Origin of the sequence: Paraburkholderia podalyriae (assembly GCF_014397785.1) — a bacterium.
GTDB classification, from domain to species: Bacteria; Pseudomonadota; Gammaproteobacteria; order Burkholderiales; family Burkholderiaceae; genus Paraburkholderia; species Paraburkholderia podalyriae.
Map to the genome: position 1 here is coordinate 49,607 of NZ_VZQQ01000006.1, position 14,473 is coordinate 64,079.

At 64.7% G+C, this 14,473-nt stretch carries 11 protein-coding genes; 4 read left to right on the forward strand and 7 right to left on the reverse strand.

Going from position 1 to position 14,473, the window contains the following annotated elements; genetic code table 11:
- Positions 1–35: 35 nt before the first annotated feature.
- The 4 genes from F6X42_RS08690 to F6X42_RS08705 all read right to left on the reverse strand — a co-directional run bounded on the left by F6X42_RS08690 (position 36) and on the right by F6X42_RS08705 (position 5,198).
- Positions 36–920: a polysaccharide deacetylase family protein gene (locus F6X42_RS08690; RefSeq protein WP_187634020.1), complete on the reverse strand. Its 885-nt coding sequence runs from the start codon at positions 918–920 to the stop codon at positions 36–38.
- A gap of 55 nt (positions 921–975) precedes the next feature.
- Positions 976–2,229, reverse strand: coding sequence for an FAD-dependent oxidoreductase (locus F6X42_RS08695; protein ID WP_187633814.1), 1,254 nt, complete (start codon positions 2,227–2,229; stop codon positions 976–978).
- Between the two features lie 38 nt (positions 2,230–2,267).
- Entirely contained in the window at positions 2,268–3,257 is a 990-nt protein-coding gene (locus tag F6X42_RS08700) for a carboxylate--amine ligase (RefSeq protein ID WP_246530027.1), read from the reverse strand.
- A 717-nt stretch (positions 3,258–3,974) separates the two neighbouring features.
- Complete coding sequence (locus tag F6X42_RS08705; protein ID WP_187633816.1) at positions 3,975–5,198, reverse strand: pyridoxal-phosphate-dependent aminotransferase family protein; 1,224 nt, start codon at positions 5,196–5,198, stop codon at positions 3,975–3,977.
- 270 nt (positions 5,199–5,468) lie between these two features.
- On the opposite strand from F6X42_RS08705, the gene F6X42_RS08710 reads away from it, so the two are divergent.
- Complete coding sequence (locus F6X42_RS08710; RefSeq protein ID WP_187633817.1) at positions 5,469–6,464, forward strand: 2-hydroxyacid dehydrogenase; 996 nt, start codon at positions 5,469–5,471, stop codon at positions 6,462–6,464.
- A gap of 44 nt (positions 6,465–6,508) precedes the next feature.
- Here the strand turns inward: F6X42_RS08710 and F6X42_RS08715 are convergent, their stop codons facing one another.
- Positions 6,509–7,090 (reverse strand): plasmid fertility inhibition factor family protein, encoded by a 582-nt coding sequence (locus F6X42_RS08715; protein WP_376776341.1) that lies wholly within the window; start codon positions 7,088–7,090, stop codon positions 6,509–6,511.
- Positions 7,091–7,230: 140 nt separating this feature from the next.
- Here F6X42_RS08715 and F6X42_RS08720 point away from each other — a divergent pair, with 140 nt between their 5' ends.
- The 3 genes from F6X42_RS08720 (at position 7,231) to F6X42_RS08730 (ending at position 11,620) form a co-directional block, all read left to right on the forward strand.
- Positions 7,231–8,064: a crotonase/enoyl-CoA hydratase family protein gene (locus F6X42_RS08720; RefSeq protein WP_187634021.1), complete on the forward strand. Its 834-nt coding sequence runs from the start codon at positions 7,231–7,233 to the stop codon at positions 8,062–8,064.
- Between the two features lie 209 nt (positions 8,065–8,273).
- Positions 8,274–9,431 carry an MFS transporter gene (locus F6X42_RS08725; RefSeq protein WP_187633819.1) on the forward strand — a complete coding sequence of 386 codons (1,158 nt, stop codon included), beginning with the start codon at positions 8,274–8,276 and terminating at the stop codon, positions 9,429–9,431.
- 407 nt (positions 9,432–9,838) lie between these two features.
- Positions 9,839–11,620: a PQQ-binding-like beta-propeller repeat protein gene (locus F6X42_RS08730; RefSeq protein WP_187633820.1), complete on the forward strand. Its 1,782-nt coding sequence runs from the start codon at positions 9,839–9,841 to the stop codon at positions 11,618–11,620.
- Positions 11,621–11,683: 63 nt separating this feature from the next.
- Here the strand turns inward: F6X42_RS08730 and fahA are convergent, their stop codons facing one another.
- Together fahA and hmgA are read right to left on the reverse strand one after the other, a co-directional pair.
- Entirely contained in the window at positions 11,684–12,982 is a 1,299-nt protein-coding gene (gene fahA, locus F6X42_RS08735) for a fumarylacetoacetase (protein WP_187633821.1), read from the reverse strand.
- Complete coding sequence (gene hmgA, locus F6X42_RS08740) at positions 12,979–14,325, reverse strand: homogentisate 1,2-dioxygenase (RefSeq protein WP_187633822.1); 1,347 nt, start codon at positions 14,323–14,325, stop codon at positions 12,979–12,981. The genes fahA and hmgA overlap by 4 nt, the downstream gene beginning before the upstream one ends.
- Positions 14,326–14,473 lie beyond the last annotated feature (148 nt).

Sequence of the window (14,473 nt, forward strand, 5' to 3'; positions counted from 1 at the left end):
CCGGACGGATCGCTTCGTCCGGGCGCTCCTTGTGTTCAAAACTGCGGAAACTTGCCGCGCCAGCCGCCACCCTCGCGCAGATAATGGAGAAACAGCGCAATGCCGCTCAATTGCGCGGCGAAACGCAGCGTCGACGCCGCATCGTCGATGATGATCGTGCGCAGCCGGTACGGATCGGTGTGCTGATCGTTCCAGCCGATGTCACAGGTGCGCGCGGTTTTGAAGCCCGCCGCCCGCACGAACTCCACTTCGCGATCGCCGTAATTGCCGTTCGGATAGGCGAAGTGCTCGCAAGGCTGCTGCAGCAGCGCCGCGATCTCATGGCGGCTGTCGCTGATTTCGGCCGCGCTTTCGGCGTCGCTGCAATGCGTGAGAATCGGATGGAAGCGCGTATGCGCCTGGAAGTCGATGTGCTCGCGCATCGCCTGCATCTGTTCGATCGACAGGCCGGTGGGCCGGTCATCGCCGTCCTGCTGGTAGCCTTGCGCCGCCAGTGCGGCGAGGCGCTCGTCGTTGGTCATCCGCTTCAGACGTTCGTGGCCGACGCGCAACGAACCCGGATGCAGCCACCAGTGACTGCGTGGCCGTCCGACGATGCGGCTGCACAGAAAGATCGTCGGCCGCACGTTGTGCTTGATGAACACCGGCAACAGCTGCGCATTACCCGCGTGGCCGTCGTCGAGCGTGATCGCGACGCGCGGGCGGCCGCGGCCGGGTGCGCTGACGTCGGTCAACGGTACGAATTCGCACAGCTTGCGCAGATAGGTCAGGTGACGGTCGAGCGTGGCGGGATCGGGATCGTGATAAAGCAGCACGGCCACGCGGTCGCGCCACAGCAGCTTGCGCGTGAGCCACGCGAGCCCCGCGATCACGATCAGGCCCGCAAGCATCTCCTTCACGAGCGCCTTGAAGCGCTTCATGCGGCGCCCGCGATAGCTATCGGACAGGCGCGAGCGTGCGCCCATTGCATGGGTCTTATTCACCTGAGCGCTCCGGCATGGGTGCATGAGCGATCGGCCACGCGCGTTGCCGCGCACCCGCCTTCAACGAACCGACGATGTGCCGCGCCACGGTCGGCGACGCGTGCTTGGTGCCGTAGACGAAACGCATCACGGGCCCGAAGCTGTGCGCGCACGCGGGTCCGACCACATAGAGGCCGCGCACGCGCGTTTCGTAGTGCGACGTCAGATCGGGCATGCCGCCCTGGTTCGAAATCGCATCCGCCAGATCTTTCGACAGGAACGCGTGCTGCCGCATGTCGGTCTTGAAACCGGTCGCGGCGATCACGTGATCGGCGCTCACCCGCGCCTGTTTGCCGTCGGTCAGCACGTTCAGCACGACGCGATCGTTTTCGATCGCCGCGGAGCGCACCTCGGTGCGATGCGAGATCTGCACCTTGCCGACGACGCGATCGTGCAGCCACCATGCACCGGACGCGCCGTATGTGTGCTCCATGATCTGCTTGCGGCGTTTCGGGTCGAGCATGTGGAATACGCCGGGAAATTCGGACAGGAACAGCGACCGCCAGCCGCGCCCCAGTCCCGCGTCGGGTCCCTTGATGCGCGACAGGATGTGGCGGCCGCCCTGCGGCCGCTCGTGCCACACCACACTGCTCTCGCGCATCAGCACGTGTGCGCGCGCGCCGAGCTCGTTGAGCAGCGCGGACAGCCCGAGCGCCGACTGCCCGCCGCCGACGATCGCGATGTCCTTGCCACGCGCCCACTCGAGGTTCCCGTACAGCTCCGAATGCGTCACATACTGCTCCGGCAAACCCCGCAGCGCCGGCGGCGTTTGCGCGAAGCCCTTCAGGCCCAGCGCGACCACGACTTTGCGCGCGGCGAGCGAGCGGCCGTCGCTCAGCGACAGCTTGAACTGATCGCCGACGCGACGCAATGCGAGCACGTCGACCGGCTGGATCTCGCCGACCAGATTCGACTGGAACCACAGCCCATACTCGACGAACGTTTCGAGCGGCAGCGCCATGCCGAGCGGCCGATAAGGCAGCCCTTTGAGGCGGCAGTAGTCTTCGACGGTAAAGCCGCTGCGCGGTGCATGCAGGCTCGACGCGAACGCCTCGGAGCGCAGCAGCATGCCGGGCGGCATCAAGTTGCGCCACGCGCCCATCGGTTCGCCGAGGATCTGGTAATCCATGCCGGCGGCCCTCAGATGCGCGGCAAGAGATGACCCGTAGGGCCCCGCGCCAATGATTATGGTATCGGTCAAAGACATTGCTGGTCTCCAGGGGGAACGTCTTTCGTCGCCACGCGTCAGGCTTTGGCCTGCCGCGATTCGGGTGCCCTGATCGCTTTTTTCCAGCTGCGCTTCATGCGTCGCAGCGGATTCATCACCAAATAGTGCTGCAACGCCGGGAGCGGATCGCTCCAGCGGAAATAGCCATCGAAAATTTTCGTGCGCTCGCTCAGCAGTTCCGGCGGCAGGTGATCGGAAAAGGTTGCGCGCCACGCGACCGGCACACGGCTCGGGCGCTCGGCGGGTGGCGGCAGGCCGAGTTCATGGCGGTACGCGGCAAGCGGAATGTTGACGCCGCACAGCGTCGCGATCTCCTCCTGCCAGTCCGTGCGGCCAACCGTCGGCTCGACCATCACGAACTCGCCGTAGTTGTCGTCCCACTTGTATTCGATGCTGCCCATGCCGTCGAAATCGGCCAGCTCGGCGAATCGCCGCGTCAGCGGTTCGAGCGTCCCGCGCGCTTCAGGCGCAGCCACGCAGATCGCGGTATTGCCGATGCCCGGCGGCGAGCTCAACACCTTGCGGCCGGTGAACATGCTGACCATGTTGCCGTCGGCGCCACGATAGAACAGCGTGAAGTGGATATTGCTGTCAGGCCCCTCGATCCACTCCTGCGCGATGATGCCGCCCGGCGTCGCGAGCATCGCAACCGCGCGATCGCGTGCGTGCTGCAGCGTATCGACCCGCACCGCGCGTTCTTTCTCGCCTCGCAGCACGTTGCGCTTGTCGTCCGGTTTCAGCACGCACGGGTAGCGCAATTCGGACAGCCGTTCGATGTCGGCAAGCCTGTCGAGCACGACCGAGCGCGGCACCGGAAAGCCATGCCGCTGCGCGAATTCGTGAAAGCGCGTCTTGCTCGACAACATGTTGACGGTGTCGTCGGTCGGCAGGCGGAAGCGATACCAGTGCGACAGTGCCGTCCGATTTTCCGACACCGCATGCACCGCGTCTTCGTCGGTCAGAATCAGAACCGGTGGACGATCGAACCGCTTGCTGAGTTCGATCATTTCATCAACAAATATTTTCCCGGCAAAACTCTTTACCTGATACGCGTGAACGTGTCGGCACCACGACGCCGCGCGGGTCCTCGTATCGACTGCGATAACCGGAACATGGGCCTGCGCGAGCGATCGCGCCACCCCCAGTCCGTTCAACTCTGCTCCAACAATAACTCCTGCCGATTGACCTGAGTCGTATGCGCTCGCCATAGTATCGATTTCCTTGCTCCGTACGTGCGTGCACCCTCGAAGACCAGCCCCGAGACTCCACGCGATCGAATTATCGAATTGGGTAGAAAACCTTTTTGTCGCCTCGCGGGGGCGCTTCGGTGTTAAAGCTGTGTTTCGGCGGAAAGCGTGCATGAGCGCGGCAGGCGCGTCCTGGCACGCGCCGTGTGTCGAATCATGGTCTTGCGATTTACCGCAGCGTGAGCATTGCGCTGCTCTCGCCGTGACCTACTTTACGTTTCCGCCTGATCTCGATACGTGCGCCGGCGCACAGAGAGCAATAGAAAGCAGGAAGGAAAAAACCCTTTCGAAAGGCGGAGAGCCTTATTCCGTAAGGGTTTCGCAGAGGCCGCCATTAGTATGTAAAAACCTTGCGAAGCATTAATTTATTACAACGCGATAATGGCGGAAAAATACTTTCTAACCGGGTTGTAAAATGCTGGACCGCACAAAATAGACGCGCTGTGAATGCTATTCGCATCGCGTCCTGAAATACATTTATTTACCTTCGCTCAAGCCGCGCTCGAGCGCCGCGACACCCGCCGGCAAATCCACCTTGACGCCGAGATCGACCATCGTGCGGCCGAGCGCATGCACGGTGCGAAACAGGTTGTGCTCGCGGCACTGCTCGCCCATCTGGCCGATACGCACGATCGGCAGACCGAACGAGCCGGAGATTTCCACCTGATGCTGCCGCGAGATATGCGCGCAAACGTCGGCGGGACTCAGGCCGTCCGGCACTTCGATGCCGACCACCGAATTCAGGCGGCAATTCTCGGGCGCATATAGCCGCAGGCCCATCGCAGTGACGCCCTGCTGCAACGCGAGCGAGCATTTCAGATGGCGCGCGAAGCGCTTCTCCAGCGTCTCCGCGCAGACGAGCCGCAGCGCCTCGTGCAGCGCGAGCACGCCCGACACAGGCGCCGTATAGTGATAACCGGCGTTGTGCCAGAAGTTTTCCGCCAGCGACGCATCGAGGCACCAGTGCGTATTGGGCACCGTGCGGCCTTTGACGCGCGCCCACGCCGCGTCTGAAAACGCGATCAGCGACACGCCCGGAATCGACGACAAGCCCTTCTGGCCGCCGGTAATCACCGCGTCGATACCCCAGGTGTCCATTTCGAGCGGCATCGTGCTCAGCGTGCAGACGGCGTCGACGATCACGAGCGCGCCAGCTTCCTTCGCGAGCGCGGCGATGTCTTTCAGATGGTGGTTCCACACAGTGTTCGACGTCTCGCCCTGCACCACCGTGACAACCTCGGGACGCTCGCGGCGCAGCGCCTCGGCGACCTGGTCGAGACTCGCGACCGTGCGGTCCGCGACTTCGAGCGTGCTCACGCGCGCGCCGACGCGCCGGCCCATTTCGGCCATGCGGTCGCTGAAGAAGCCGTTCTTGATGCACAGCATGCGCGTGCCTTCCCACGCGAGATTGCAGATCGCCATTTCCATCGCGCCCGATCCGGGTCCCGCGACGCCGAGCACCCACTTCGACTGGGTCTGGAACACGTAGCGCGCCATCGTCTTCACCTGGTTCACCACCTTCGCCATCGTGCCGCCGAGATGGTTGATCACGATCGCATTGGCCTTCGCGACCGCGGCGGGAATCGGCACGGGGCCGGCACCCATCATCAGTAGCGGTTCTTCGGGAAGGATCGCGTCGAGCGATTCGACGATCGGACAGGGGACAGACGAAGCAACGGTGGTGGAAGTTGAAGTCGGCATGATCGGTGTGTGAATGTGGAGCGCAGAGGAACGAACGGCCTCGCGGCAGGTACGCCGCTCGAGGCCGTTCGTCCGATCATTCACTGAACCGTGCGATTGCGCAAGTTTTTTGGCCAGGCTAGCCCGCCCTCACGCGCGAGCGGCACCGCCGTTCACCACCGAGCACCGACAGTTACTCTTTCATCGCGAAGTCGCCTAACATCGTGAGAAAGATAATCTGCTGTTTGCCTCGCAAAAACACGTCTGGAGCACGCTTCTTCGGAGCCTGACATGCGCATAATCCTGTTCAGCAGTCGTCAATACGACGTCGATACATTCACCGAGGCCAACGCCGCGCAAGGCTATGAACTGCATTTCCAGGAATCCCCTCTCGACAGCGAGACCGCGATCCTCGCGCATGGCTACGACGTCGTCTGCCCGTTCGTCAACGACCACGTCGACGCCGCGACGCTCGAGCGGCTCAATGCGGGCGGCACGCGGATGATCGCGCTGCGCTCGGCGGGCTTCAATCACGTCGACCTCGCGGCGGCCGAGCGGCTCGCCATGCCGGTCGCGCGTGTGCCGGCCTACTCGCCGTACGCGGTCGCCGAACATGCGGTCGGGCTGATCCTCGCGCTGAACCGGCGCCTGCCGCGCGCGGTCGCGCGCACACGCGAAGGCGACTTCTCGCTGCATGGGCTGCTCGGCTTCGACCTGCACGGCAAGACGGTCGGCGTGATCGGCACGGGCATCATCGGCCGGGTATTCGCGCGCATCATGGCCGGCTTCGGCATGCAGGTGCTCGCCTACGATCCGGGCACGCCCGCCGACGAACTGCTCGCGCTCGGCGCGCGCTATGTGCCGCTCGATACGCTGCTCGCCGAGTCGGACGTCGTCAGTCTGCATTGCCCGCTCTTGCCCGACACCTATCACCTGATCGACAGCGCGGCGCTCGCGAAGATGAAGCGCGGCGCGATGCTGATCAATACCGGGCGCGGCGGGCTCGTCGAGGCGAATGCGTTGATCGCCGCGTTGAAGGAAGGCCAGCTTGGCCATCTCGGACTCGATGTCTACGAGGAAGAAGGCGGCATCTTCTTCGAGGATCATTCGAACCTGCCGCTACAGGACGACGTGCTCGCGCGTCTGTTGATGTTCCCGAACGTGATCGTCACCGCGCACCAAGCGTTCTTCACGCGCGAGGCGATGACCGAGATCGCGCAGACCACGCTTGCGAACATCGCGGCGTGGCAGGCGGGCACGCCACGCAACGTCGTGCAGGCGGGGTAGCTGTGATAACCGCGGCGCCCGCGAATGACCGCGGACCGCGGGAACTAGACGTCGTTCTCGCCGCCCGCCGAGGTCGCGCGAATCGCGGTGCGGGCGTCATCGGTAGCGCCGCATATTTCGCGCAGCAATATCGCCTCGCGCTCGTGCACTTCGACCGGACACCAGCGCGCGCCCGCGTCGGCCAGATAGCGGGCGCGATGCTGGCCGTTGCGAAACGCCACCACTCCCTCGCGCTCGATGCCGATCCACCCGAGCAGTCCCGGCGCGCGACGCGTGGAGATCGTCACGTAGGGCATCTGTGGAACGCGCGGGCTTTCGGGATCCAGAAACTCGCGAATGCCGCGGACCTTGCCCGCGTGCCATTCGGCGACTGGCTTCAGCACGTAATCGGTGTTGTCGCGATCCGCGCATTGCAGCAGCTTGCGCAGATCGACGAGCACGACCTGGTGACGTGTGCCGTCGGTGACGAATACGCGTTTCAGGCGCACATGGTCGTACCATGAATGCTCGCTCAACGGCACGATCCAGACCGTGTCGGCGCAGCCCGGCGCGCAGGCCGGCGATGAATTGGGCAAAGGCAAGGACAAAGGCACACTCGGCAAGCCGGCGACAGGACACCAGCGCATCAATAGAGCGCTCACGCTACGAGCCAGATGTGACGGAAACATGACAGCCCACCGGATTACTTACGCTGCATGAGCGTGGTCCAACATCGGCGGATCGACAGGCAGGCAGCGAGCCTCAGATACCCTTCAAGTTTATGACGATGATAGCCACCGAGCATTTCAATCACCATGTGCGAATCGAGTCGAATAACGACCAGGGAGTCGCCACGATCGTGCTCGATAGGCCCGCGCGGCGCAACGCCGTCGATCGCCAGGTGGCCGACGCGTTGAGCGCCGCGTTCAGCCGCTTCGAGGGGGAACCCGCGTGGCGCGCGGCCGTGCTGTTCGGCGCGGGCGGCACGTTTTGCGCTGGCGCGGACCTGAGCGCGCTCGCCGACGGCGCGCGTCGCAATGAACTGCACCCGGACGGCGGCGGCCCAGGTCCGATGGGACCGACGCGCATGCGCTTCAGCAAGCCGGTGATCGCCGCGATTGCCGGCTATGCGGTCGCGGGTGGACTCGAACTTGCCGCGATGTGCGACCTGCGCGTCGTCGAGGAAGACGCGGTGCTTGGGGTGTTCTGCCGGCGTGTCGGCATTCCGCTGATCGACGGCGGCACGATCCGGCTGCCGCGACTGATCGGTCTGTCGCGCGCGCTCGATCTGATCCTGACCGGCCGCGCGGTCGATGCGCGCGAAGCGCTCGCGTTCGGGCTCGCCAACCGCGTGGTGCCGCACGGCGAAGCGCGCGCGGCCGCCGAGCAACTGGCCGCGGAACTCGCCGCTTTTCCGCAGGCGGCGCTGCTCGCCGATCGCCGCTCCGCGCTCGAGAACAGCGCGCTCGACGATCTCGCGCAGGCGTTGCGGCGCGAAGGCGCGGGCGGCTACGCGGCCGTCTTCGCCGAGGGCATCGCGGGCGCGGCGCGCTTTGCGTCCGGCGCCGGCCGTCATGGCGACACGTTCGACGCGGACAACGCGGCGCCGCGCGATCGTTGACTGGCTTGCAATCGCTCGTCGCGACGCCGGCCGCGCGTTGCTTTCCACAAAAAACAACACCTTGCCCGCCAGTCAGCAAGCCTGAATTGGCTTAGGTAGAATCCCCTACTGTTTTCTCCCTATCCGGCGACAGCGTTCCCCGCCTTCGGGATCGCGCGCCCGGCGCCCGTTTTTTCGCGCTGCTTCATGCGTCACACTCCATCATCGCCATGCCTTTGCCTCTGCTTGCCCTTGCCGTTGCCGCGTTTGGAATCGGTACCACCGAGTTCGTCATCATGGGGCTGTTGCCCGACGTCGCGCGCGATCTGTCCGTGTCGATTCCGGCGGCCGGCATGCTGGTGTCCGCGTATGCGCTCGGCGTCACGATCGGCGCGCCGATCGTCGCGATCGCGGTCGCCAACATGCCGCGCAAGAAGGCGCTGATGAGCCTGATCGGCGTGTTCATCGTCGGCAATCTGCTGTGCGCGATCGCGCCGGGCTACGCAGTGCTGATGGCCGCGCGCATCGTCACCGCGTTCTGCCACGGCGCGTTTTTCGGCATCGGTTCGGTGGTCGCGGCGGGGCTGGTCGCGCCGCATCGCCGCGCGCAGGCCATCGCACTGATGTTCACCGGCCTCACGCTCGCCAACGTGCTCGGCGTGCCGCTCGGCACCGCGCTCGGCCAGGCGGTCGGCTGGCGCGCGACCTTTTGGGCCGTGACCGGCATCGGCGTGCTGGCGGCCGTCGCGCTCGCGGTATGCCTGCCCGCGAAGATCGAAATGCACAAGGCGAGCCTCGTGCGCGAATTCAGCGTGCTGAAGAATCCGCAGGTGCTGATGGTGCTCGGCATCAGCGTGCTCGCGTCGGCGAGCCTGTTTTCGACCTTCACCTATATCACGCCGATCCTCGAGGAGGTGACCGGCTTCACGCCGCACGCGGTGACGCTGGTGCTGCTGCTGTTCGGCCTCGGCCTGACGGTCGGCAGCACGTTGGGCGGCAAGCTCGCGGACTGGCGGCTGATGCCGTCGCTGATCGCGTTTCTGATGGCGATCGTCGTGATCCTGTGCGTATTCGCGGGCACGATGCACGCGCGCATGCCGGCGATGCTGACCGTGTTCGTGTGGGGCGTGCTCGCCTTCGCGATCGTGCCACCGCTGCAGATGCTGATCGTCGATCGGGCAAGTTACGCGCCGAATCTTGCGTCGACGCTGAATCAGGGGGCGTTCAATCTCGGCAACGCGACCGGCGCGTGGCTCGGCGGCATGGCGATCGGCGCGGGCGCGCCGCTGACGACGCTGCCGTGGGTCGGCGTCGTGACCGCGCTCGGCGCGCTGATGCTGACGCTGTGGTCGGTGTCGATCGAGCGCCGGATGGCGGTGGCGGGGTAAGCTTGCCGCGTCCTGTCGTGGGGCGCCGCGTCTCACTGGTACGCTGTTGCGGCAGCGCTCGCGATCGGCGTCGCTGACGACAACCGCCTCGCGCAGATCCGTCTGCACGGTCTCACGCTTGCGCCGCGGCGCAGGAAATCCTCGGATATCGAATCAAAATTCTGCCCGTAGTAGCCTCCCCCGCCGATGAAAGTCGTTCACCCGCGATTGGCGCTACCGCGTTGATGGAGCGCACCGCGAACCTGTGGCTATGGGCGCTGCTGCGCGCGCGGCGAGTTGACGATTAGACGCTAGTTGCTGGCTTTTACGATCTATACGCAGGGTGATACTCTCAACCCACGTTGCGCGGGCACTCGACAAACGGCCCATATTTTTGTGGCGCCGCCGCAAGCAACGGGGAGTCCGCCATGGTGTCGATGCCACTGTTGCTCCGTGTCAGCCTGTTGGGCGCGGCGATCACGGTAGCCGCGATCGTCGCCGCGAACTGTGGAGGCGGCGGAGGCGGAAACAGCAGTACCCCGACGGGCACCAGTGTCGGCGCCGGCGGTAGCGGCGCATCGGGCGCATCGAGTCCGAGCGCGGCGAGCGGCGGCAGCACCACCAGCGGCGGCGCCACCGCCGGCAGCACCGGTACCTCGGGCAGCGGCTCGGGCACGCCGACGAGCGGCACATCGACGGCAGCCGTGCAGGACGTGCTCACTTATCACGACGACATCGCGCGCACCGGCCAGAACCTCGGCGAAACCACGCTGACGCCCGCCAACGTGACGGCCTCGAAGTTCGGCAAGGTCGGCTTCTTCACCGTCGACGGCAAGGTCGACGCACAGCCGCTATTCGTCGGCGCACTGGCGATCGCGGGCGGCACGCACAACGTGCTGTACGTCGCGACCGAGAACGACAGTGTGTTCGCATTCGACGCCGACACCGGCGCGACACTGTGGCAGGTCAGCACGCTCGGCACCGGCGAAACCCCGAGCGACGACCTCGGCTGCACGCAGATCATGAACGTCATCGGCATCACGTCGACACCGGTGATCGACCGTTCGCGCGGCACGCACGGCACGATCTACGTCGTCGCGATGTCGAAGGACACGGCCGGCGGCTACCATCATCGCATTCACGCGCTCGACCTCGCGACCGGCGCCGAGTTGCTGAACGGTCCAACCGAAATCGCCGCCTCTTATCGGGGCCAAGGCGCGGGCAATACGAACGGGGTCCTGCCGTTCACACCGTCGTTGTATGCGGAGCGCGCGGGGCTGCTGTTGCTCGGCAACACCGTCTATACGACGTGGACCTCGCACTGCGACGACGGCGGCTACACGGGCTGGATCATGGGCTACGCCGCCGACACGTTGAAGCAGACCACCGTGCTCAACGTGACGCCCAACGGCATCGGCGGCGCGATCTGGATGAGCGGCGCGGGACCGGCGTCGGACGGCTCGTCGATCTATCTGCTCGATGCCAACGGCACCTTCGACACCACGATGACCTCGAACGGCTTTCCGGCCAGCAATGACTTCGGCAATACGTTCCTGAAGCTGGGCACGTCGGGTGGTCTGTCGGTCGCGGACTACTTCGCGATGACGAACGTCGTGCACGAGGCCAACGACGACATCGACCTCGGCTCCGGCGGCGCACTCGTGCTGCCGGACCTGACCGATGCGAGCGGCGCCGTACAGCATCTGACGCTCGGCGCGGGCAAGGACAGCACCATCTACGTGCTGAATCGCGACTCGATGGGCAAGTTCAATGCGACGGCCGACAACATCTATCAGGAGATTCCCGCGCAGTTGGCCGGCGGCGAGTTCGGCATGCCCGCTTACTTCAACGGGCGCGTGTATTTCGGCTCGGTCGGCGATCATCTGAAGGCGTTCACCGTGACCAATGCGAAGCTGTCGATCACACCGACGGCGCAAAGCGCGATGACGTTCGCTTATCCCGGCACCACACCCAGCATCTCGGCGAGTGGCGCCACGAACGGCATCGTGTGGGCCGCCGAAAACGGCACCATCGCGGCGCTGCATGCGTTCGACCCGGTCACGCTCAACGAGCTGTACAACAGCAATCAGATGGGCACGCGCGATCAGTTCGGCGCGGGCAACAAGTTCATTACGCCGATGATCGCAAATGGCAAGGTGTATGTCGGCACGACGAATGGGGTAGCGGTGTTCGGGTTGCTGGGTGGATGAAGCGGACGGCGAGCCGGGTCATCGCGACACGGTGCGCACTCGGTCGTCGCAACTGCCGCGCGCTCACGCTAGCGCCGGCAGAATCTCCCCGGTACACGCGCCAAACCCCACGCGGTATCCATCGCCCTGACACCAGCCGACGAGCGACAATTCATCGCCGTCCTCGATAAACGTGCGCGTGCCGCCCTCCTTCAACTCCAGCGGCTTCTTGCCGTTCCATGTCAGCTCGAGCAGGCTGCCGTACGAGTCCTCGGTCGGCCCGCTGATCGTCCCCGAGCCCATCAAGTCGCCCACCCGGGTATTACAGCCGGCTACCGTGTGATGCGCGAGTTGCTGCGCCATCGTCCAGTACATATGTTTGAAGTTGGTCCGCGCGATCGTGCTCGCTTGCCGCGCGTGGGGCGCACGCAATGTCACTTCGAGGTGAATGTCGAACGCATGCTCGCCTCGATGCCGCAGATACGCGAGCGGCTGCGGCTCCTGCACCGGCTGAGCGATGCGGAACGGTTCGAGCGCATCGAGCGTGACGACCCACGGCGAGATCGTCGTCGCGAAGGTCTTCGCGTTGAACGGGCCGAGCGGCACGTATTCCCATTGCTGGATGTCGCGCGCGCTCCAGTCGTTCAACAGCACCATGCCGAAGATGTGCGCCTCCGCATCCTCGCATGCGATCGGCTCGCCCAGCGCATTGCCGGCGCCGACGATGAAACCAGTCTCCAGCTCGATATCGAGCTTGCGGCACGCGCCGAACACCGGGCGCTCCTGATCCGGCAGTTTCAGTTGACCATTTGGACGACGAACCGGCGTGCCGCTGACCACCACCGACGAGGCCCGTCCGTTGTAGCCGATCGGCATCTCCGACCAGTTCGGCAGCAGCGCGTTCTTCGGATCGCGGAACATCGAGCCGACATTGGTCGCATGTTCCTTTGACGAATAGAAGTCCGTGTAGCCCGGAATCTGCACCGGCAGATGCAGACGCGCATCGGCCGCGCGCACGAGCACCGTGGCGCGCAGCGCGGCATCGTCGCGCAGCGTCGCGGTGTCGCACGCGAGCAGTCGGCTCAGTTGGATACGCACGCTGCGCCATACGTCGCGGCCCAGCGCGATGAAATCGTTTAACGCATCGCGCGCGAACACGTTCGGCGCCGGCACGCTCAGCAGGCCCGCGGCCTGCAACGCGGCGAGATCGACGATCTGATCGCCGATCGCGACACCCACGCGCCGCGTGTCGTTGTCACGGTCGCTAAAAATGCCGAACGGCAGGTTCTGGATCGGGAAATCGCCAAGCGGGTCGTTGGCCGACTCGATCCAGCTCTTGCGCGACGCATCGAACGTCGACGGAAGATCATTCACCGCGTTCATCGTTGCTCCGGATTGAAGTGTTTCTTGAGGCCTTGCCAGCACTCGTAGTAATGCGCCTGCAATTGCGCGGTTTCGAGCGCGAAGCGCGTCGGCTTGATCAGCGTGCGGGTCTCGAACATGAAGGCCATCGTGTCGTCGACCTTCTTCGGCACCGAGGTATCGACATGCGACGCTTTCTCGAACGTGTCCGCGTCCGGGCCGTGGCCTGTCATGCAGTTGTGCAGGCTCGCGCCGCCGGGCACGAAACCCTCGGCCTTCGCGTCGTAGACGCCATGCACGAGACCCATGAACTCGCTCGCGACGTTGCGATGGAACCAGGGTGGGCGGAACGTGTCTTCGGCGGCGAGCCAGCGCGGCGGGAAGATCACGAAGTCAACTGTGTCGACGCCCGGCGTGTCGCTTTGCGATTGCAGCACGAGGAAGATCGACGGATCCGGATGGTCGAAGCTGATCGAGCCGATCGTGTTGAAGCGGCGCAGGTCGTACTTGTACGGCGCGTAGTTACCATGCCACGCGACCACGTCGAGCGGCGAATGACCGATGTCCGCGCGCCACAGATTGCCGTTCATCTTCGCGACGAGTTCGAACGCGCCCTCGCGGTCTTCGTACGCGGCGTGTGGCGTCAGGAAATCGCGCGGATTCGCGAGACCGTTGGAGCCGATCGGCCCCAGTTCGGGAAGGCGCAGCAGCGCGCCGAAGTTCTCGCAGATATAGCCGCGCGCGCTGCCATCCGGCAGGCTCACCGCGAAACGCACGCCGCGCGGAATCACCGCGATCTCGAACGGCTCGATATCGACGCGCCCCATTTCGGTCGCGATCTGCAGGCGACCTTGTTGCGGCACGATCAGCAGTTCACCATCGGCGCTGTAGAAAAAGCGCTCCTGCATCGAGCGATTCGCCGCGTACAGATGGATCGCGCAACCGCTCATCGCTTCAGCCGAGCCGTTGCCCGCCATCGTGACCCAGCCGTCGATGAAATCGGTCGGCGCGCCCGGCATCGGCAGTGGGTCCCAGCGCAGCTGGTTCGGGGGCGTCGGCGGCACCTCGGCAAAGTTCGCGACGAGCCGCTCCGACGGCATCGACGTGAACTGCTTGTGCATGGCCGCCGGGCGTATCCGATATAGCCACGAGCGACGGTTATGACCGCGTGGCGCCGTGAATGCGCTGCCCGAAATCTGTTCGGCATACAAACCATAGGCCACGCGCTGCGGCGAATTGCGGCCAGTCGGCAACGCGCCCGGCAACGCCTCGGTCGCGAATTCGTTCGCGAAACCCGACTGATAGCCGGGTTCGATATCGGGCCGCAGGTGTTCGTCAGCCGGCGTACGTGTTGAGATTTCCATACAAGGTTCTCCGCGAGTTGCTCTGTTCTTTCCCGTTGATCCGTGATCTTTGCGCTCAGGCTGGCATTTTACGAATGGTAAAACTAATTACGAATAGTGAAACTAACGTATACCCTTGGAATTGCATGCGCCAAGCTCGTCATTCCGC